General features: G+C 70.0%; 17 protein-coding genes. 11 read left to right on the forward strand and 6 right to left on the reverse strand.

Annotated features, from left to right (window positions below; genetic code table 11):
• Positions 1-9 precede the first annotated feature (9 nt).
• Complete coding sequence (locus QM624_RS00660) at positions 10-1,740, reverse strand: NAD-dependent malic enzyme (protein WP_415088143.1); 1,731 nt, start codon at positions 1,738-1,740, stop codon at positions 10-12.
• Positions 1,741-2,142: 402 nt separating this feature from the next.
• On the opposite strand from QM624_RS00660, the gene clpB reads away from it, so the two are divergent.
• The 6 genes from clpB (at position 2,143) to QM624_RS00690 (ending at position 10,714) form a co-directional block, all read left to right on the forward strand.
• The gene (gene clpB / locus QM624_RS00665; RefSeq protein WP_415088144.1) at positions 2,143-4,725 is read left to right on the forward strand and encodes an ATP-dependent chaperone ClpB; all 2,583 of its coding nucleotides are present in this window, start codon (positions 2,143-2,145) and stop codon (positions 4,723-4,725) included.
• A 201-nt stretch (positions 4,726-4,926) separates the two neighbouring features.
• Positions 4,927-6,147, forward strand: a complete 1,221-nt coding sequence (locus tag QM624_RS00670) for a hypothetical protein (protein ID WP_415088145.1) — start codon at positions 4,927-4,929, stop codon at positions 6,145-6,147.
• 109 nt (positions 6,148-6,256) lie between these two features.
• Positions 6,257-7,264, forward strand: a complete 1,008-nt coding sequence (locus QM624_RS00675) for a sulfite exporter TauE/SafE family protein (RefSeq protein ID WP_415088146.1) — start codon at positions 6,257-6,259, stop codon at positions 7,262-7,264.
• The gene (gene cysC, locus QM624_RS00680) at positions 7,254-8,492 is read left to right on the forward strand and encodes an adenylyl-sulfate kinase (RefSeq protein WP_415088147.1); all 1,239 of its coding nucleotides are present in this window, start codon (positions 7,254-7,256) and stop codon (positions 8,490-8,492) included. Before QM624_RS00675 ends, cysC begins: the two co-directional genes overlap by 11 nt.
• A 42-nt stretch (positions 8,493-8,534) precedes the next feature.
• Positions 8,535-9,437 (forward strand): sulfate adenylyltransferase subunit CysD, encoded by a 903-nt coding sequence (cysD, locus tag QM624_RS00685; RefSeq protein ID WP_415088148.1) that lies wholly within the window; start codon positions 8,535-8,537, stop codon positions 9,435-9,437.
• Positions 9,437-10,714 carry a sulfate adenylyltransferase subunit 1 gene (locus QM624_RS00690; protein ID WP_415088149.1) on the forward strand — a complete coding sequence of 426 codons (1,278 nt, stop codon included), beginning with the start codon at positions 9,437-9,439 and terminating at the stop codon, positions 10,712-10,714. Before cysD ends, QM624_RS00690 begins: the two co-directional genes overlap by 1 nt.
• Positions 10,715-10,771: 57 nt before the next feature.
• Here QM624_RS00690 and QM624_RS00695 read toward each other — a convergent pair whose 3' ends face one another.
• Both QM624_RS00695 and QM624_RS00700 read right to left on the reverse strand, forming a co-directional pair.
• Positions 10,772-12,490, reverse strand: coding sequence for a potassium channel family protein (locus QM624_RS00695; RefSeq protein WP_415088150.1), 1,719 nt, complete (start codon positions 12,488-12,490; stop codon positions 10,772-10,774).
• Positions 12,491-12,509: 19 nt separating this feature from the next.
• On the reverse strand, positions 12,510-12,890 hold the full coding sequence (locus QM624_RS00700; protein WP_415088151.1) for a DUF6394 family protein: 381 nt from the start codon (positions 12,888-12,890) through the stop codon (positions 12,510-12,512).
• Between the two features lie 185 nt (positions 12,891-13,075).
• Between QM624_RS00700 and QM624_RS00705 the strand changes: the two genes are divergently transcribed.
• The 4 genes from QM624_RS00705 to pyrE are packed head-to-tail and all read left to right on the forward strand — an operon-like array spanning position 13,076 to position 15,808.
• The gene (locus QM624_RS00705; RefSeq protein ID WP_415088152.1) at positions 13,076-13,663 is read left to right on the forward strand and encodes a lysostaphin resistance A-like protein; all 588 of its coding nucleotides are present in this window, start codon (positions 13,076-13,078) and stop codon (positions 13,661-13,663) included.
• Positions 13,660-14,475 carry a spermidine synthase gene (locus QM624_RS00710; RefSeq protein ID WP_415088153.1) on the forward strand — a complete coding sequence of 272 codons (816 nt, stop codon included), beginning with the start codon at positions 13,660-13,662 and terminating at the stop codon, positions 14,473-14,475. Before QM624_RS00705 ends, QM624_RS00710 begins: the two co-directional genes overlap by 4 nt.
• Positions 14,476-14,526: 51 nt before the next feature.
• A complete protein-coding gene (locus tag QM624_RS00715) occupies positions 14,527-15,225 on the forward strand; it encodes a sortase domain-bontaining protein (RefSeq protein WP_415088154.1) in 699 nt (232 codons plus the stop codon).
• 31 nt (positions 15,226-15,256) lie between these two features.
• Positions 15,257-15,808: an orotate phosphoribosyltransferase gene (pyrE, locus tag QM624_RS00720; RefSeq protein ID WP_415088155.1), complete on the forward strand. Its 552-nt coding sequence runs from the start codon at positions 15,257-15,259 to the stop codon at positions 15,806-15,808.
• Between the two features lie 176 nt (positions 15,809-15,984).
• Here the strand turns inward: pyrE and QM624_RS00725 are convergent, their stop codons facing one another.
• Genes QM624_RS00725 through QM624_RS00735 form a run of 3 tightly spaced genes read right to left on the reverse strand, consistent with a single transcriptional unit; the run spans position 15,985 to position 18,202 of the window.
• Entirely contained in the window at positions 15,985-16,713 is a 729-nt protein-coding gene (locus tag QM624_RS00725) for a hypothetical protein (RefSeq protein WP_415088156.1), read from the reverse strand.
• A complete protein-coding gene (locus QM624_RS00730) occupies positions 16,710-17,498 on the reverse strand; it encodes a hypothetical protein (RefSeq protein ID WP_415088157.1) in 789 nt (262 codons plus the stop codon). The genes QM624_RS00725 and QM624_RS00730 overlap by 4 nt, the downstream gene beginning before the upstream one ends.
• Positions 17,495-18,202 carry an ABC transporter ATP-binding protein gene (locus QM624_RS00735; protein ID WP_415088158.1) on the reverse strand — a complete coding sequence of 236 codons (708 nt, stop codon included), beginning with the start codon at positions 18,200-18,202 and terminating at the stop codon, positions 17,495-17,497. The genes QM624_RS00730 and QM624_RS00735 overlap by 4 nt, the downstream gene beginning before the upstream one ends.
• A gap of 133 nt (positions 18,203-18,335) precedes the next feature.
• On the opposite strand from QM624_RS00735, the gene QM624_RS00740 reads away from it, so the two are divergent.
• Positions 18,336-19,040, forward strand: a 705-nt coding sequence (locus QM624_RS00740) for a sensor histidine kinase (RefSeq protein WP_415088159.1), incomplete at its 3' end; no start/stop codon positions are given.

The raw sequence follows: 19,040 nt of genomic DNA on the forward strand, positions 1-19,040 counted from the left end.
GATAGCCGTCTACTCGTCCTCGACCGGCAGCACCTCGAGCCGGGGGTATTCCGGCTTCCACATCCGCTGATAGATGTCGTTGATCGGGTCGGTCATCGGGGTGCGGGCCAGGCCCTGTTCCTCCGCAGTCCGCGCCACGGCGAGCGCGACCGCCGCGGCCACCAGCCGCAGGTCGCTCATCGCGGGCAGCAGCGAGGCGCCCGGACGGTACTCGTTCACCAGTCCGGCCAGGGCGGCAGCGGCGGCATGGATCATCTCGTCGCTGACCCGCCGCGCCCGCACCACCGAGACGCCGAGCCCCAGCCCCGGGAAGATCAGTGCGTTGTTGGCCTGCGCGATGGTGTGGTAGACCCCGTCGTGCCGGATGGTGCCGTACGGGCTGCCGGTCGCGATCAGCGCATGCCCGTCGGTCCACTCCAGCAGATCGGCCGGGTTCGCCTCCGAGCGCGAGGTGGGATTCGATAGCGGCAGGATGATCGGCCGCTCGCAGCCGGCGGCCATCGCCGTCACCACCGGACGGGAGAATGCGCCGGTCTGCGCCGAGGTGCCGATCAGGATCGTCGGCTGCACCGCTTCGACCACCTCCTGCAGAGTGATCGCGTGGGGGTTCGCGACCTGCCAGCCGTCCACCTCGGCACGGGTGCGGGCGTAGGGCCGCTGGAAGTCCCGGACGCCGCGGCTGTCCTCGACGATCAGCCCGCGGCGGTTGAAGGCGTAGAACGGCTGGAAACAGTCGTCGGCGTCGAGCCCGGCCCGGACCATCGACTCGCGGATGATGTCGGCGATCCCGACGCCCGCCGTGCCAGCCCCGTAGATGACCACCCGGTGCTGGGCCAGCGGCACCCCGGTCAGCCGGACGGCGGCCAGCACCGCCGCCAGCACCACCGCGGCGGTGCCCTGGATGTCGTCGTTGAAGGTGCAGACCTGGTCGCTGTAGCGGTGCAGGATGCGGTGCGCGTTGCCGGCCCCGAAGTCCTCCCAGTGCAGCATCGCGTGCGGGAACTGGCGCTTGACCGCGGTCACGAACTCGTCGATGAACTCGTCGTAGCGCGGGCCCCGGACCCGGGCATGCCGCTCGCCCAGGTAGACGCCGCTGTGCAGCAGGCCCAGGTTGTCGGTGCCGACGTCGAGCACGATCGGGACGGCCCGGCGCGGATGGATGCCGGCCGCGGCGGTGTAGACGCCCAGCTTGCCCAGAGCGATCTGGATGCCGCCGATGCCCTGATCGCCGATGCCCAGGATGCCTTCGGAGTCGGTGACCACCACCAGGTCGACGTCGTCGCCGTCCAGTTCGTAGTTGATCAGCGACTGCTCGACCAGCTCAGGATGGTCGATGGACAGGAACAGGCCGCGCTGGCCCACGTATTCGTGGCTGAACCGCTCGATCGCCTCACCGATGGTGGGGGTGTAGACGATCGGCAGCATCTCTTCGAGATGTTCGCTGAGCACCCGGTAGAACAGCACCTCGTTGCGGTCCCGCAACTGCGACAGGTAGATGTACTTCGCCAGCGGGGACGGCGAGCGGCTGTACTGCGCGTAGGTGCGGCGCACCTGCTCGTCGAGAGTGCTGACCTCGCTGGGCAGCAGCCCCGACAGGGCCAGCTCGGCCCGCTGTTCGTGGGTGAAGGCGGTGCCCCGATTCGCTACCGGGTTGCGCAGGACGCGGCGTCCGCGGGCACGCACTTGCAGGACGATCTCGCTGTTGCTGGTGGTGACGAGGTTGAACTCGCGCTGCCGCATTCCGGTTCCTTCGTTGGAGGTCGCGGTGAGCCTATCTGCTCGCACCCGGCACGGGCCATCACCGGCGAGCGATGGTCGGGGAGGCCCCACCGTCATCCCGGCGGACGCCGGTATCTCTACGCGTGCCCGGTGACGAGATCCCGGGGCAAGCCCGGGATGACGGAACCGCCAAGGGTTTCGACAACCTCGACCAGCGGGCCCCGTCATCCCGGCGGAGGCCGGGATCTCCCCACGCACCCGGCGACGAGATCCCGGGGCAAGCCCGGGATGACGGCAACCGCCAAGGTGCTCGACAAGCTCGACCAGCGGTAAGTGGCCGATCAGGTGAGGAATAGGGTGGTTCTCGCTATGGTTGAGTCAGGTGGACTCAACTTTGGTTTTCCTTCAGGAGACACGCTTTACATGGACACTTCGAAACTCACCGCCAAGAGCCGGGACGCGGTCTCGGCCGCACTCCGCAACGCGCTCACCAACGGCAACCCCAGCGCCGAACCGGTGCACCTGCTGCACGCGCTGCTGATGGTGCCCGACAACACCGTCGGTGCCCTGCTCAGCGGCGTCGGTGCCGACCCGAAGGTGGTCGACGCGGCCGCCCAGGGCGCGATCACCAAGCTGCCCAGCGCGTCCGGCAACTCGGTCAGCCAGCCCGGCCTGTCCGGCAGCTTCGCCCGGGTGCTGGCCGACGCCGAGACCCGCGCCGAGCAGCTGGGCGACGAATTCGTCGCCACCGAGCACCTGATGATCGGCCTGGCCGCAGTGGCCAGCGACGCGCAGAAGATCCTGCTGCAGTTCGGCGCTGACGCGAAGAAGCTGACCACGGCGTTCAACGACGCCCGCGGCGACAAGCGGATCACCTCGGCCGAGCAGGAGGGCGGCGAATCCACCCTCGACAAGTACTCCGTCGACCTGACCGCCCGCGCCCGTGAGGGCAAGCTCGACCCGGTGATCGGACGCGACTCCGAGATCCGCCGGGTGGTGCAGGTGCTGGCCCGGCGCACCAAGAACAACCCGGTGCTGATCGGCGAGCCCGGCGTCGGCAAGACCGCCGTCGTCGAGGGCCTGGCCCAGCGGGTGGTGGCCGGCGACGTCCCCGACTCGCTGAAGGGACGCCGGGTGGTCTCCCTCGACCTGGCGTCCATGGTGGCCGGCGCCAAGTACCGCGGCGAGTTCGAAGAGCGGCTGAAGGCCGTGCTGAACGAGATCCGCGACGCCGAGGGCCAGGTGATCACCTTCATCGACGAGCTGCACACCGTGGTCGGCGCCGGCGCGTCCGGCGACTCCTCGATGGACGCCGGCAACATGCTCAAGCCGATGCTGGCCCGCGGCGAACTGCGGATGATCGGCGCCACCACGCTCGACGAGTACCGCGAGCGGATCGAGAAGGATCCGGCGCTGGAGCGCCGCTTCCAGCAGGTGTTCGTCGGCGAGCCGTCCGTGGAGGACACCATCGCCATCCTGCGCGGGCTGCGCGAGCGTTACGAGGCGCACCACAAGGTGCGGATCACCGACGGTGCACTGGTCGCCGCGGCGTCGCTGTCGAACCGCTACATCACCAGCCGTCAGCTGCCCGACAAGGCGATCGACCTGATCGACGAGTCGGCGTCCCGGCTGCGGATGGAGATCGACTCCTCGCCCGAAGAGATCGACCAGCTGCGCCGCAGCATCGACCGGATGACCATGCAGAGCTTCGCGCTGGAGAAGGAGACCGACCCGGCCTCCGTCGAGCGCTACCAGCGACTGCAGGCCGAACTGGCCGACGCCAAGGAGGAGCTGCGCGGGCTGGAGGGCCGCTGGGAGGCGGAGAAGTCCGGCCTGAACCGGGTCGGCGAGCTGAAGGCCAAGGTCGACGAGCTGCGGATCGCGGCCGACCGGGCGCAGCGCGAAGGTGACCTGACCAAGGCGTCCGAGATCCTGTACGGCGAGATCCCCAGCCTGCAGGCCGAGATGGACGCCGCCGAGAAGGACGAGTCGGGGCTCACCCCGATGGTCAGCGACGAGGTGTCGGCCACCGACATCGCCGAGGTGGTGGCGTCCTGGACGGGCATCCCGGTCGGCAAGCTGCTGCAGGGCGAGAGCGAGAAGCTGCTCACCATGGAAGAGCGGCTGGGCGAGCGGCTGATCGGCCAGCGCCAAGCGGTCGTCGCCGTCTCGGACGCCGTCCGCCGCTCGCGGGCCGGCATCTCCGACCCGAACCGGCCCACCGGATCGTTCCTGTTCCTCGGCCCGACCGGCGTCGGCAAGACCGAGCTGGCCAAATCGCTGGCCGAGTTCCTGTTCGACGACGAGCACTCGATGGTGCGCATCGACATGAGCGAGTACGGCGAGAAGCACTCGGTGTCCCGGCTCGTCGGTGCCCCTCCCGGCTACGTCGGCTACGAGGAGGGCGGCCAGCTGACCGAAGCGGTGCGCCGCCGTCCCTACTCGGTGATCCTGCTCGACGAGGTCGAGAAGGCGCACCCCGAGGTGTTCAACATCCTGCTGCAGGTCTTCGATGATGGACGGCTCACCGACGGCCAGGGCCGCACGGTCGACTTCCGCAACGTGATCCTGATCATGACCAGCAACCTCGGCTCGCAGTACTTGGCCGACCCCAGCCTGGAGCCGGAGCTCAAGGAGCAGGCCGTGATGGGCGTGGTGCTGCAGGCGTTCAAGCCCGAGTTCCTGAACCGGCTGGACGAGATCGTCATGTTCACCCCGCTGGGCACCGAGGAGCTGAGCAAGATCGTCGACATCCAGCTGCGCGGGCTGAACGCCCGGCTGGCCGAGCGACGGATCCACGTCGAGGTCACCCAGGCCGGCAAGGACTGGCTGGCGCTGACCGGCTTCGATCCGGTCTACGGCGCCCGTCCGCTGAAGCGGCTGGTGCAGACCACGATCGAGGACGCGATGGCCCGGCGGATACTGGCCGGCGACATCATCGACGGCGACACCATCCGGTTCGATGTGGACGCCGACGGCAGCGGCCTGGCGGTCGTCGAGGGCTGAGACCACCGGGCGCCGTCCGCCTGAACCGAAAAGGAACCGTCCCCTGGACACCAGGGGACGGTTCCTGCCGTTTCGGACGGCTTGATGTGAAACTCACAGGTTCGTCACAGCTGGGGGACAGGCATAGGGGTGTTGCCTGCGATTGAGTGGGGTTCCGCGAAGGCGCCGCGGTTGCCAGTGACGTAGACGACAAGGAGCATCATGCCCCCGGTGGACCCGTTGCCGCCCACGGTGAGGTTGTTCCACATCGGCCCGCAGAAGACCGGGACGACCGCACTCCAGACCGCCGCTGCCGCGCGGCGTCCCCAATTGATGGCGCACGGTGTGCTCTACCCGGGCCGGACCGTCAACCACCGGCTGGCGATCGCGTCCCTGGTCGGGAAGGGAATCGGCTGGAAGGCCGCGTCCGACGGCACCCCCACCGAGCCACCGCCGCGGCAGCACTGGAACGACCTGGTCGCCGAGGTGAACAGCTACCCCGACCGACGCGCCTGGTTCGGCCACGAGTACGCCGCCGGCGCCAAGACCGGCGTGATCCGCGAGGTCCGCGACACCTTCGGCGACGACCTGCACATTCTGATCACGCTGCGCAGCGTGGCGCGCATGTTGCCGTCCATCTGGCAGGAGACGAACAAGGCCGCCGGTAACCGCGGCACCTTCGACCGCTGGCTGCGGCGTGCGCTCACCCCCGGCACCGAGGTGAACCAGATCGTCCAGACCCGGCACGACCAGGGCGCGCTGGTGCGCCGCTGGGCCGACGTGGTCGGCGAGAAGAAGGTCACCGTGGTGGTGCTGAACCCCGGCGATCACGACTTCCTGCCGCACACCGTGGAGCAACTGCTCGATCTGCCCGCGGGACTGCTGGCGAACGCCGAGAAGGAAGAGCATGCGGCCAACCGCTCGCTGACCGCCACCGAGGTCGAGCTGTTGCGCCAGTTCAACCGGCGGTTCCGCGGCTACGACACCACCCCGGCTGAGCACGAGTTGGTGATGATCCGCGGCATCGCGCCGCGGGTGCTGGGCTACCGTGAGCCGCCCTCCGACGAACCCCGGCTGGCGATGCCCGACTGGGCGGCCGACCTGGCCGACGACGCCGCACTGCGCCACGCGGACGCGGTGGCAGCCAGCGGCGTCCGGGTGGTCGGCGACCTGGACCACCTTCGGCTGCCGGCGCGCCGGCGCCGTGACCCTGCCGAGGACCATCGCACCGCGACCGACGTGCCGATGGATCTGGCCGTCGAGGCCATGCTCGGCGTGGCCGCCGTCGCGCTGGGCCGGGATCCCGGCTTCCGGCGGACGCCGGAACGGCCGATGTCGCTGGCTTCGGTGCCCGCCAAGACTCTGGCGGCCGAGCTGTCGCGGCGCGGTGCCGGACGGGCCGCGCGGCTGGTGCGTCGGGGCTTCGGCAAGGCAACCCCGTAGTCGTCGGCGATGGTGATGATGACCGACGGCCCGGCCCACGATGCGGCGCCATGCCCTGGCCCACGCGCGGCGGCCTTAGCCTGGACCGAACCTGCCACGGACGATAGAGGTGAGCACGCTGGACATCGGGATCGCGGTGGCCGGGCTACTCGTGGGGATCGTGGTCGGCCTCACCGGAATGGGCGGTGGCGCCCTGATGACCCCGGTGCTGGTGCTGTTCTTCAAGGTCGACACGCTGACGGCGATCTCCAGCGATGTGGTCAGCAGCCTGTTCATGAAGCCGGCCGGCGCGGTGGTGCACATCATGCGCAAGACGGCGAACCTGCAGCTGGTGCTGTGGTTGTGCATCGGCTCGGTGCCGTCCGCCTTCGTGGGTGCGATGCTGGTCGACCATCTGCGCGGCCTGGCCGGCTTCGAGGAGATTCTGCTGGCCGTGCTCGGCGTGGCGCTGCTGCTCGCTTCGGCCGGCCTGATCATCCGGGCCTGGTTCCAGATGACCCGCAAGCGGACGCTGTGGGGCGAGGGTGCGGCACCGGCGTCCTCGCCGGACATCGAGATCCGGAAGCTGCCGACCGTGCTGCTGGGGGCGCTCGGCGGGCTGATGGTCGGGTTGACCTCGGTCGGTGCGGGATCGCTGATCCTCACCCTGCTGCTGGTGCTCTATCCGAGACTGAAGCCGTCCCAGCTGGTCGGTACCGACCTGGTGCAGGCGGTGCCGCTGGTGGCCGCCGCCTCCGTCGGGCACCTGATGTTCGGCGAGGTGTCGCTGGGCATCACCGGCTCGATGCTGATCGGCGCGATCCCGGGCGCGTTCCTGGGCGCCCAGATCTCATCCCGGGCTCCCGGTGGGGTGATCCGGCGGGCGCTGGCCATTCTGCTGATGGCGTCCGGGCTGAAACTGCTCGGTGTTCCGACCATGGGTGTCCTGGCGATCAGCGGCGCCGCGACCGCGTTCGGTCCGATTGCCTGGGCGGTGCTGCGGCGACGCTACAGCTGGTCGAACCGCACCCGCTCCCGGCGCTCGGACGAGGTCGCCGAACCGACGCCGCGACAAGCGCAGCCGCGCGAGCGGCCGCCACGACAACGGGTCTGCGGGGAGGCCGGTGATGACCCGTGACGACACGGCGATCGACTGGGCGGCGCTGGCCGACCTGCCCGCACTCACCGTTGAGGCCGGCGACCTGGAGCTGGTCGAACTCGTCCAGCGCGGGCTGGTCACCCCACGACTGAGGTTGACCCACGTCGCGTCCGAGGCTGTCGGTGACGCCGGCTCGGTGGTGATCAAGGACGCCGAGGCCACCCCGCTGCTGCTCGGCCGGGCCGTGGCCGGCGTGCTCGAGGTGGAGACGCTGCGGGCGGTCGCCCCGGTCGATATGGAGAGCCTGAGCGAGGCGGACGGCCCGGCCGATCTGGCGGTGGTCGCCCAGGGTGTGCCGACCGCGTCCGACCTGGCCCGGCTGGACGCGCTGATCGCGCCGCGCAGCACGGTGCTGTGGCTCGCGCTGGCCGGCCGTTCCCGGATCGGACGGCAGCTGCTCGGCGACCTGCCCGCGGCGATCCGGGCCTGTGGCCGGGGGAGTCACCGGATCGTCCGGGTGCCGTGGCCCGATCCGGGGGCGCGGGGGCTGTTCGAGCGGCCCCGGATGCCGACGCCGTCCGGCCTGGCCGGGGCATATCGGGCCAAGCACTTCATCGTGGTCGGTGAGCGTCCCGAGGACGCCGTCGCCCGCACCCACCGGGGCGGCACGGTGATATTCCTCACCGGCCTCTCCGGCTCGGGCAAGTCGACCATCGCCAAGGCGCTGCGCAACGCTCTCGAACCGCGGACCAGCCGTGAGGTGACCCTGCTCGACGGCGACGACGTCCGCCGGATGCTCTCCGCGGGCCTGGGTTTCGACGCCGCCGGACGCGAGGCGAACGTCCGCCGCACCAGCTGGGTGGCCGCGCTGCTGGCCCGGCACGGCGGGATCGCGATCACCGCGCTGATCGCCCCGTTCGCCGACGGCCGGGCCGAGGCGGCGCGGATGGCCCGGCAGGGCGCCGACTTCCTCGAGGTGTGGATCTCGACACCGCTGGCGGAGTGTGAACGGCGCGACCGCAAGGGCCTGTACGCGCGGGCCCGATCGGGCGAGCTGACCAACTTCACCGGCATCGATTCGCCCTACGAGGCGCCGGAGAACGCCGACCTGGTGATCGACACCACCACGACCGGGGTGGACGACGCGGTGGCGCTGATCCTCGCCGAACTGCGCGAGCGGGCGCGCCTCCGCGGGGACGACCTGACCCGGCGGGCGACCCGGCTCGCCGATGCGGAGCGGGACGAGCAGGCCAGCTATGACATCTGACCCCGGCGCACAGCTCGAAACCGCACAGTTCGAAGGAGAATCATGAGCCGCTACGTGCTGAGTCACCTGCGCGCACTCGAAGCGGAAAGTATCCACATCATCCGTGAGGTGGCCGCCGAGATGGAGCGGCCCTGCCTGCTGTTCTCCGGCGGCAAGGACTCGGTGGTGATGAGCGTGCTGGCCCAGAAGGCGTTCGCGCCGGCCCGGATTCCGTTCCCGTTCATGCATGTGGACACCGGGCTCAACTTCCCCGAGGTGATCGCCTTCCGGGACTGGTGGGTGGAGCAGCTCGAGGTGCAGCTGGTGGTCGCGTCCGTCCCCGAGGCGATCGACCGGGGCCTGGTGCAGCCCGAGCCGAACGGGTCGCGCAACCGGGTGCAGACCCCGGTGCTGCTGGACGCGATCGAACAGCACCGCTTCGACGCCCTGTTCGGCGGTGCCCGGCGCGACGAGGAGAAGGCGCGCGCCAAGGAGCGGGTGTTCTCGTTCCGGGACGACTTCGGGCAGTGGGACCCGAAGAATCAGCGCCCGGAGCTGTGGAATCTGTACAACGGCCGGGTGAACATGGGCGAGAGCATCAGGGTCTTCCCGCTGTCGAACTGGACCGAGCTGGACACCTGGACCTACATCGCCGAAGAGGACCTGCCGCTGCCGAACCTGTACTTCGCCCGCGAGCGGGAGGTGGTGCGCCGGCAGGGCATGCTCTACGCGGTGAACGAGTTCGTGGTGCCGGCCGAGGGTGAACAAACCGAGCGGCTGAGCGTCCGCTACCGCACCATGGGCGACGCCAACCTGACCGGCGCGGTCGAATCGCAGGCGGACACCAAAGAGGCGATCGTGGCCGAGATCGCCGCCGCCCGGCTGACCGAACGCGGGGCGACCCGCGGCGACGACCGGGTCAGCGAGGCGGCGATGGAGGACCGGAAGAAGGAGGGCTACTTCTGATGAGTGAGTTGACCGCGCATGCGTTGAGCGGCGGCGATCTGCTCCGGTTCGCCACCGCGGGCAGTGTCGACGACGGCAAGAGCACCCTGATCGGCCGGCTGCTGTACGACTCGAAGGCGATCTTCGAGGACCAGTACGACGCCGTGGAACGGGTCAGCACCCAGCGCGGCGACGACTACGTCGACCTGGCGCTGCTCACCGACGGCCTGCGCGCCGAACGTGAGCAGGGCATCACCATCGACGTCGCCTATCGGTATTTCGCCACCCCGAAGCGGAAGTTCGTCATTGCCGACACCCCGGGGCATCCGCAGTACACCCGCAACATGGTGACCGGCGCCTCCACCGCCGACGCGGCCCTGATCCTGATCGATGCCCGCAAGGGGATGACCGAGCAGAGCCGGCGGCACTCCTTCCTGGCCACCCTGCTCGGCGTGCGGCACCTGGTCGTCTGCATCAACAAGATGGACCTGGTCGACTACGCCGAACAGGTCTACGACCGGATCGTCGACGAGTTCACCTCGTTCGCCAGCCGGCTCAAGGTGGGCGATCTGGAGTTCATCCCGATCTCGGCGCTCAAGGGCGACAACGTGGTGACCCGCAGCACCAACACACCCTGGTACGACGGGCCGTCGCTGCTCTATTACTTGGAACACCTGCATGTGGCCTCGGATCGCAACCTGACCGACGTCCGGTTCCCGGTGCAGTACGTGATCAGGCCGCAGTCGGCCAAGGCCCGCGACTATCGCGGCTACGCCGGCACGGTGGCCAGCGGCGTGATCAAGGTCGGCGACCCGATGATGGTGTTGCCCAGCGGCTTCACCACCACGGTCAGTGCCATCGACTCGCCGACCGGTCCGGTCGACGCGGCCTACCCGCCGATGTCGGTGGTGCTGCGGCTGGCCGATGAGCTGGACATCTCCCGCGGCGACATGCTGGTGCGGCCCAACAACCCGGCCGAGGCCCGCCAGGAACTAGACCTGCGGATCTGCTGGATGGACGAGGCCACCACCCTGACGCCGGGCCGCACGCTGGCGGTCAAGCACACCACCACCTGGGGCCGGGCCAAGGTGCGCGAAGTGCTGTACCGGCTGGACATCAACACCCTGCACCGCGACGAGTCGGCCACCGCGCTGCAACTCAACGACATCGGACGCGTCCGGCTGCGCTGCTCCCGTCCGCTGTTCATGGACGACTACAGCGAGAACCGCGCCACCGGCGCGGTGATCCTGGTCGACGAGTCCAGCAACAAGACGGTGGGTGCCGGCTTCCTCGCCTGAGACCCCTGCCCCATGTCATCCCGGACTCGATCCGGGATCTCCGGCCGGGCGAAAGGCTCAGTGCCGGGACAGGAATTTGATCCAGCGCCGCTTCACCGTCCGGCCGAAGTGCCAGATCCAGCCGCCGCCGCCCTCGCGTCCGGTGCGGACGTAGTGCAGCACGTTGAGGTTGTTCATCAGCAGTTCGATCTTGCGGGCAGCCTCCGGTGACCCGGCGATGAGCAGCTGGTCGCCCACCTCCAGCTGGTAGCCGGTGGTCGGCAGGATCGCGCCACCGTCGCCGCGGGACACCATCAGCACCAGCGCGTTGGCCGGCTTGTCGTGGTCGTAGGGATCGGTCAGCAGATGGCCGATGTTCACCCAGTGCTCTTCTTCGATCGCCTCGACGACGGCGCCGGCGTGGTCGGCGTCGATGGTGACGCCCCACAGCTCCGGGGTGTAGCCACCGTTCAGGTACGACAGTGCCTCGGTGAGTTCGGCGGCCCACTTCTCGGACGCCCCGCGAATCTCCCAGCGGAACCGGTCCAGCAGCGGGGTGGTGATCAGGGCCAGGAACTCGCGGGCGACGATCCGGCTCGGCTGCATGCACTGATCGTCGTGGAAGGCTTCGAACAGGGTGGTGTTGCTGATCTGGTTCTGCCGGGTGACCACGAAGATGTCGGGTTTGAGGTCACGGGCGACCAGGGCGATCGCCAGGTTCTTCAGGTCGCTGGCGTTGCCGGCCACGATGCCGACCGCGTCGTGGATGCCGGCCTTCTTCAGGCTGGCCGAGTCGGTGCCGGTGCCCTCGACGTCCACGCCCTCTTCGCCGTAGTGCAGCCGGTCGATCACGGTGACCTGGTTACCGGCCTTGGTGAGCGCTTCCCGGACGCCGTGGCCGAAGCGGCCGTAGCCGCACATGATCCAATGCCCGCGCGGCGGATGGTGGCGTTCGGGCAGGTCGTCGCCGGGGAAGCCGGTCAGGATCTGACCCAGCCGGTACCGCTCGGGGCGGGCGACCGCGAGCGCCAGGTAGGCGGAGAACCGTTCGAACGGGTTGATCACCATGTCGCCGCCGAACGCGCCCATGGTGTGGTCGGTGTGCGCTTCGCCGACCCGGGCCATCACCGGCAGGCCGGGCCGCAACAGCCGGGCGGTCACCGCGATCGCCCGGTTGGCGATGTCGTCCGCGGCCAGCGCCATCACGCCCCGGCAGTGTGGCGACATCAGCCCGGCGCCGATCAGGTTGGCCGGCTGCGAGGCGTCCGCGACCACCGTCGGGGGGTCGGCGTGGAACTCCTCCAGTTTGATCTGGTCGATCCGGACGGCGTCCGAGTCGACCACCACGAACCGCATGCCCAGCCGGTCCAGGCCCTGGCAGACCAGGGTTCCGGTCTCGCCGACGCCGCAGACGATGTAGAACGGCTCACGCAGCCGCCGGATCCGGCGGGCGTAACGGCCCCGCCGCAGTGCGTTCTGGAACGCGGGTTCCTGCAACAATCCGACGACGGTGGCGACCGCGTACGACCAGCCCGCCACCGTCATGTAGATCGCCACGATCATCCACATCCGTTGCGGCCCCGAATAAGGGTGCGGCAATTCGCCGAAGCCGATCGTGGTGCCGGTGTAACTGATCACATAGAAGGCGTTGAACAACCCCATGCCCGGGGTCGGATTCCCGGCGTCATCGACGCCCGGCACGACCGCCAGCCCGAACACGCTGATCGTGTAGACGCTGATCACCAGAACCAGCGGCACACGCATGCGCCGCAGGAACAGATAGGTGACGTTGTTCATCGAAGCGCCGCCGGGCCGCCTATCGGCGGGCGGTGATGATCTCGGAGATCATCAGCACGACCGAGACCAGGTTGGCCAGCAGGGCGCCCGCCGACATCGACACGACCGTCGCCATGTCCTCGGGGGTGACGCCGCTGGGGGAGGTGGCGGCCCAGCTCCAGATGACCGCGGCGGCGATCAGCTGGACGTCGGCGACCAGCGAGGTGGCCAGGTGGACGGCTCCCAGCTGGGTCCGGTCACCGAACTTCAGCACGGTGGCGATCAGGCTGACCACGATGGCGGCGGCGAGTTCCCACACGTTGTGCAACTCGACCTTGTCCATCTCCCCGGTCCAGAAACCGAAGTTCAGCGCGGCCGCCAATGTGATGAAGAAGCCGAAGATGACCTTTTCCGAGTTCATGCATCCTCCTGAAGCTCGCCCATACTCTAGGCCCGCTGCGGTGATATTCCGCTAGGTGCGGTATTCGCCTCGCCGCGCCGAACGATGGTGGGGCCTCGAACAACGATCCGGATCGGGCCCGGACAGCCGTGCCCGATCCCGATCGTTGTTTCGCCACAGCGGGCACGGGGCCCCACACTGGGGGCATGGAGTTGGTGACCGCCCTGCTCGTCGGAGTACCGGCGCAGATCGCGGTGTTCGCCCTGGTTCCGTTGGCCTGGTGGTTGCAGGCCGGACGTCCGGAGCGATCGTTCCTGCACTGGCTGGGTTTCCATCGGCCCGTCGGGACGCCCGACCAGAGTGTGCTGATCATCCTGGCCGTGTGCGGGCTGGGTTTCCTCGGCGGCGCCCTGCTGGCTCGACCGGCCGTCTGGGTGACCTCCACCGGCGGGTTCATGCTGGTGCTGGCGGTGGCCATCACGGCGGTGCTGCAGACCGCGTTGTCCGAGGAACTCTTCTTTCGCGGCTTCCTGCTGCGCTGGCTGGCGGAGCGGCGACTGGGCCCGGTCCTGTGCAACGTGCTTCAGGCGTCCGTCTGCGGTGTGCTGCGGATGGCCGCGCAGTGGATCTTCGTGAACCGTGATCCGGTGGCCTGTTTGGCTGCTCTCGCGTTGGGCGCCGGTGCCGCGTTCCTGGCCGGACGGGTGCGGCTGCGGACCGGATCGGTGTTGCTGCCGTGGGCGGCGCACGGTGCGGGAAACCTGGTCGCCGGCCTGATCGTGGTGGTGCTGTGACCGGACGTCTCGAGCCCGACCGGGAGGTGCGCGGGGCGTTCCTGGTGCGCACGGGCAGCACCCAGCAGTCCTGGGTGGATCCCGACGACCCGCTGCGGCTCGAGTTCGAATACGTCCAGCGGATCGCCGAGGCACTGCAGGCGACCGTGCTGCGGCGGCCCTCCGGCGTCCGGCTGCGGGTGGTGCATCTCGGCGGTGGCGGGATGACCCTGCCCCGCTGGCTGGCGGCGGTCCGCCCGGGCACCGCGCAGATCGTCTGCGAACCGGACGCCGACCTGCTCGACGAAGTGCGACGCAAGTTGCCGCTCGGCAGGCATGCCGGCATCAAGGTGCGCACCACCGACGGCCGCAGCGGGCTGGCGGCGATGCCCGCCGACTATGCCGACGCGCTGATCGTGGACGCCTTCGACGGCCTGCATGTGCCCGGCTCGCTGGCCACCGCGGAGTTCTTCGCCGACGCCGGCCGGGTGCTCCGCACCGACGGGGTGGTGTTGATGAACCTCGCCGATCAGGCACCGTTCGGCTGGGCCCGGACGTGTCTGGCGGGTACCGCGCGCAGCTTTCCGCACCTGCTGGTGACGGCCGAGTCGGCGGTGTGGAAGGGACGCCGCTACGGCAACCTGGTGGCCCTCGGTTCCCGGGCACCGCTGCCGCTGGCCGCGTTGGATGAGGCCACCCGGCACGCGCTGTTCGGCTACCGGTCGCTCACCGGAACGGGTCTGCGCCGCTGGCTGGGCACCGCGGAACCCTTCACGGACACCGAACCGCAGGATTCCCCGGGCCCGGCGAACGGACGCGGCTGGTTCAGCTGACCGCCGATCCCCGCCGCCGCAACCCGTTGTCAGCCGGTGCACAATAGGGCGATGAGCAGTACCACGGCGACACCCTCCGCCGGGCTGCCCGAGAAGCCCACGCCGAAACCGCGTCGGCACCGGGGCCTGACCATCATCGGCGCGACGCTGCTGATCGCCGGCCTGGGCCTGCTCGGCTTCTACCTCTGGGACGCCTACCTCAACCCGGTGATGGACACCAAAGCGGCCCAACAACAGGTCGACGAGGTGAAGAAGGGGTGGGCGGCCGGCCGCACCCCGGCGCCCACGATTCCCGACAACGCGGTCGGGCTGCTCCGGATTCCTGAGTTCGGGTCGGACTTCGAGGTCGCTGTGATGACCGGCACCAGCCCGTACGCGTTGAGCGTGGGGGTCGGCTGGTTCGAGAGCACCGCGGCGCCCGGGCAGGTCGGCAACTTCGCCGTCGCCGGCCATCGCGGGGCGTCCGGACCGTTCGTGCCGCTGCTCGACCTGAAGCCGGGCGCCCGGATCATCGTGGAGACCCGGGACGCCACCTACATCTATGCACTGACCAGTTCGGCCGCCGACCTGACCGTCGACAAGAAGGAAACCTGGGTGGTCAACCCGGTGCCGGAACGGCCGGGAGCCGAACCCGCCGGGCCGAAGCAGCCCACCGAGCGGCTGATCACCCTGGTCACCTGCCGGAACTTCTTCCACTCGCCGGAGCGCTCGGTGGCCTTCGGCGAACTCATCGAGACCATCAGGAAGTGATGCGTCCAGCCCCCTCCGGCGGGGCACTAGGGTGGCGGCCATGTCGGACCGTTCTGAGCTGATCGAGCACATCAAGCAACTCGCCGTGGTGCACGGCAAGGTCACCCTCACCTCGGGCAAGGAGGCCGACTACTACGTCGACATGCGCCGGGTCACGCTGGACGGCGTGGCCGCCCCGCTGGTCGGACGGGTGATGAACGACCTGGTCGCCGACTGGGACTTCGACGTGGTGGGCGGCATGACGATGGGCGCCGATCCGGTGGCCACCTCGATGCTGCACGCCAAGGCCGCCGCCGGTGGCCGGCTGGACGCCATCGTCGTCCGCAAGCAGGCGAAGGCGCACGGCATGCAGCGCCGGATCGAGGGTGCCGCGGTCAACGGACGCCGGGTCCTGGTCGTCGAGGACACCTCCACCACCGGCGGCTCGCCGCTGGAAGCCATCGAGGCCGTCCGTTCCGAGGGCGGTGAGGTGGTCGGCGTCGCGGTGATCGTCGACCGGGCCACCGGCGCCGCCGAGGTGATCGAAGCGGCCGGCGTCCCGTACCGCTACGCCGTGGGCCTGGCCGACCTGGATCTGGCCTGAGCCTGGTGCCCAACGTCCCCACCGCCGGTTGAGCTTGTCGAAACCTCGAATGGCGCGGCAGGTGTGTGAGGGAAGTGCTGATCATGCACGTCATCCCGGGCTCCGACCCGGGATCTCAGGCGGGGATCCCGGATCAAGTCCGGGATGACGGTGGAGGGGCTTTGATCAGCGGGTCCTCAGGCGTCGCGACGGACGAACCGGAGCGCGGCGACGCCGCCGATCGCCACGACCCAGGTCAGTGCGATCAGTGATCCGGTGCCGGGGGTGAGCACGGCGTCGGTGGCGGCGTAAAGCTGCTGGGCGGCCCGGTCGGGCAGCCAGCGGGCGTGCTCGCTCTGCGCCGCAAGCAACGGGGACGCGATCATCACCACCGACAGCAGGGTGACCAGGGTGGGCACCAGGTGGCGCACCAGCAGCGCGATCCCGGACGCGAGCAGCCCCATCAGCAGCAGGTAGCCGGCCGCGCCCGCCAACGACCCCAGTACGACGTCACCTTCCCGGACGCCGTGTGCGCGCGAGGTGATCGCGCCGGCGGCCCAGGTGGCGGCCACCGTCCCGACGGCGGTCAGCCCTATGGCCATCAGGGTGGACAGAGTCTTGGCCACCAGCAGCCGCGGACGCTGCGGCATCGCCGCCAGGGTGCTGCGGATCTGACTCCCGGCGTATTCGTGGGTGAATGGCAGCGCCCCCACGACCAGCATCCCGGCCTGCAGGTAGGGCACCGTGGCGAGGGTCGCGTCCGTGGCGGTGAACGCAACACGGGCGGCGACGGCGGAGGCAGCGAAAGCTGAGCCGAGCGCGGCACCGGCCAGCACCGTCCCCAGCACGGCCAGCAGCATCGCGGGCAGCGTCCGCAGCTTGTCGAGTTCGGCGGCGACGGCACTGCCCAGCCCCGGCGCGGTCATGCGTCCCTGCTGCGCAGCACGGCGCCCGCCACCACCAGCAACGCCACCGTCCAGGCGGCCATCACCCAGGCGCCCGGGACGGCGTCCAGCCCGCCGTCGACGGTGTCGATGCCGGTGAACAGCCGGCGTCCGGCCAGATCGGGCAGCCAGTGCGCCCACGAGGTCAGGTTGGTCAGCAGCAGCGAGAACGACACCAGCGAGTTGTTCATGATCAGCACGATCAGCGGCACCGTCGCGCTGCGGGTGAGCGTGGTGATGGCCAGCGCCATCAGCCCGGTCAGCGTCCAGTACAGCGTGCCGCCCAGGCATCGGACGACCGCATCGGCCACGGAGACGCTCTCCACCGCGAACTCGCCGATGAGCAGCCGGGCGACGCCGATGCTGACCGGCAGCGTCACCGCGGCGATCCCCACCACCAGCAGCACCACCGTGATCGCTTTCGCGCTCAGCAGGCCGATCCGCTGGGGGAGCACGGCCAGTGTCGTGCCGATCTGTCGGCCGCCGCCGGCGTCCGGGCTGTTCGGGGTGTACTCGCTGCCGATCGCGATCACACCCAGCACCACCGCCCCCACCGTGCCGAGCGGCATCGCCGCGAACGCCGTCTCGAACGGGGACGCACTGGCGATCAACTCGGGTTGTCCGGAGGTGAGCGCCCGTCGTGCCGTCATCGCGTTCAGCACGGTGAGCGCTATCGAGCCCAGCATCGCCACCGCGATACCTGCCCGACCGCCGGGCAGGGTGAGGCACTTGGACAGTTCGGCGGACACCGCCCGGATCAGCCTCATCGGGTCGCCTCAGCGTCGGTCAGCGCGAAGAAGGCGTCCTCAAGGTCGGCGTAACCGCTGGTCACCTCGTCCAGCGGGCCGGACGCGACGATCCGGCCACCGGCGATCATCACGACGTCGTCGGCGAGACCGGCCACTTCGCTCATCAGGTGACTGGACAGCAGCACCGTGCCACCGGCGTCGGCATGCCGACGCAGCAGTCCGCGAATCCACCGGATGCCCTCCGGATCCAGCCCGTTGACCGGCTCGTCCAGCACCAGCACCTCGGGTTCACCGAGCAGCGCGGCGGCCAGCCCGAGACGTTGCCCCATGCCGAGCGAATAGCTGCCGACCCGGGCTCGGGCGTGGTCGGTGAGGCCGACGCGGTCCAGCACCTCGGCGATCCGGTGCCGTCCGATGCCGTTGCTGCGGGCCACCCAGGCCAGGTGGGCGCGTGCTGTCCGTGAGCGGTGCGCGCCCGAGCCGTCCAGCATCGAACCGACGGTGCGCAGCGGGGCGGCGAGTTCGGAGTAGCGGCGTCCGGCGATCAACGCGCGACCGTCGTCGGCCCGGTCGAGGCCCACCAGGATGCGCAGGGTGGACGATTTACCGGCACCGTTGGGGCCGAGGAAGGCGGTGACCCGGCCGGGTGCGGCCTGGAAGCCGACCCGGTCCAGGACGGTGCGGGTACCGTGCCGTTTGACGAGCTGTTCGATGTCGATCATGTCCACCAACCTCACCGGACGCCGCGGCCGTGGACATCGACCCCGAGCCGGGTCCTCGCCGCGCGTCTCCGACCCCGGTCCCTCCGACCTCGGGCCGATGCGCCGGCCGGGGAGCGTTCCTAGACTCGCTGCAATGCAGACCGCCGACCGTCCCGTGCTGCGTTCCCGCGGCTGGCTGGTCGCCGGCGCCACGCTGGCGGTACTGCTGCTGGTGATCTCGACCGTGGGCGTGGATCAACCCGTGCTGGCCACCGCGCTCGCCGCGCTGGCGGTCATGGTCGCCGTGCTGGTGCTGGCCTGGGCGGCGCTCCACGAACGGCGGCAGCGCCGCGAGTACGAGAACGAACTGACCGCCTGGGCCGCCGAGCGGGCCGTCCAGTCCGAACGGTTGCGGATCGCGCGCGACCTGCACGACCTGGCCTCGCACGGGCTCGGCCTGATCACCCTGCGCGCTGCGGCCGCCCGGCGTACCCACGGCCCGGACGCCGACGCCGAGCGGAGCGCCGCCTTGGCCGACATCGAGCGGGCCGGACGGGACGCCACCACCGAACTGCGCCGGATGCTCACCGTGCTGCGTGAACCCGGCAGCGATGTGCCGTTGCGGCCCGCCGAAACCATGGCGGACCTGCCGGCGATCGTCGCCGCGGCGTCGCGCGTGGGGGTCACCGCGACCCTGGACGCGGTTCCGGACGGCCCGGTCTCGGCCGGCGTCCAGCTCACTGTCTGCGCCGTCGTCCGCGAGTGCCTGGCCAACACCGCCCGGCACGCCGGTCCGGTCCCGGCCCGGGTCGAGGTCCGGCGTGCCGGCGACACGGTCGTGGTCGGCGTCGAGGACGAC

This window comes from Micropruina sp. (genome assembly GCF_047606365.1).
Classification (GTDB): domain Bacteria; phylum Actinomycetota; class Actinomycetes; order Propionibacteriales; family Propionibacteriaceae; genus Micropruina.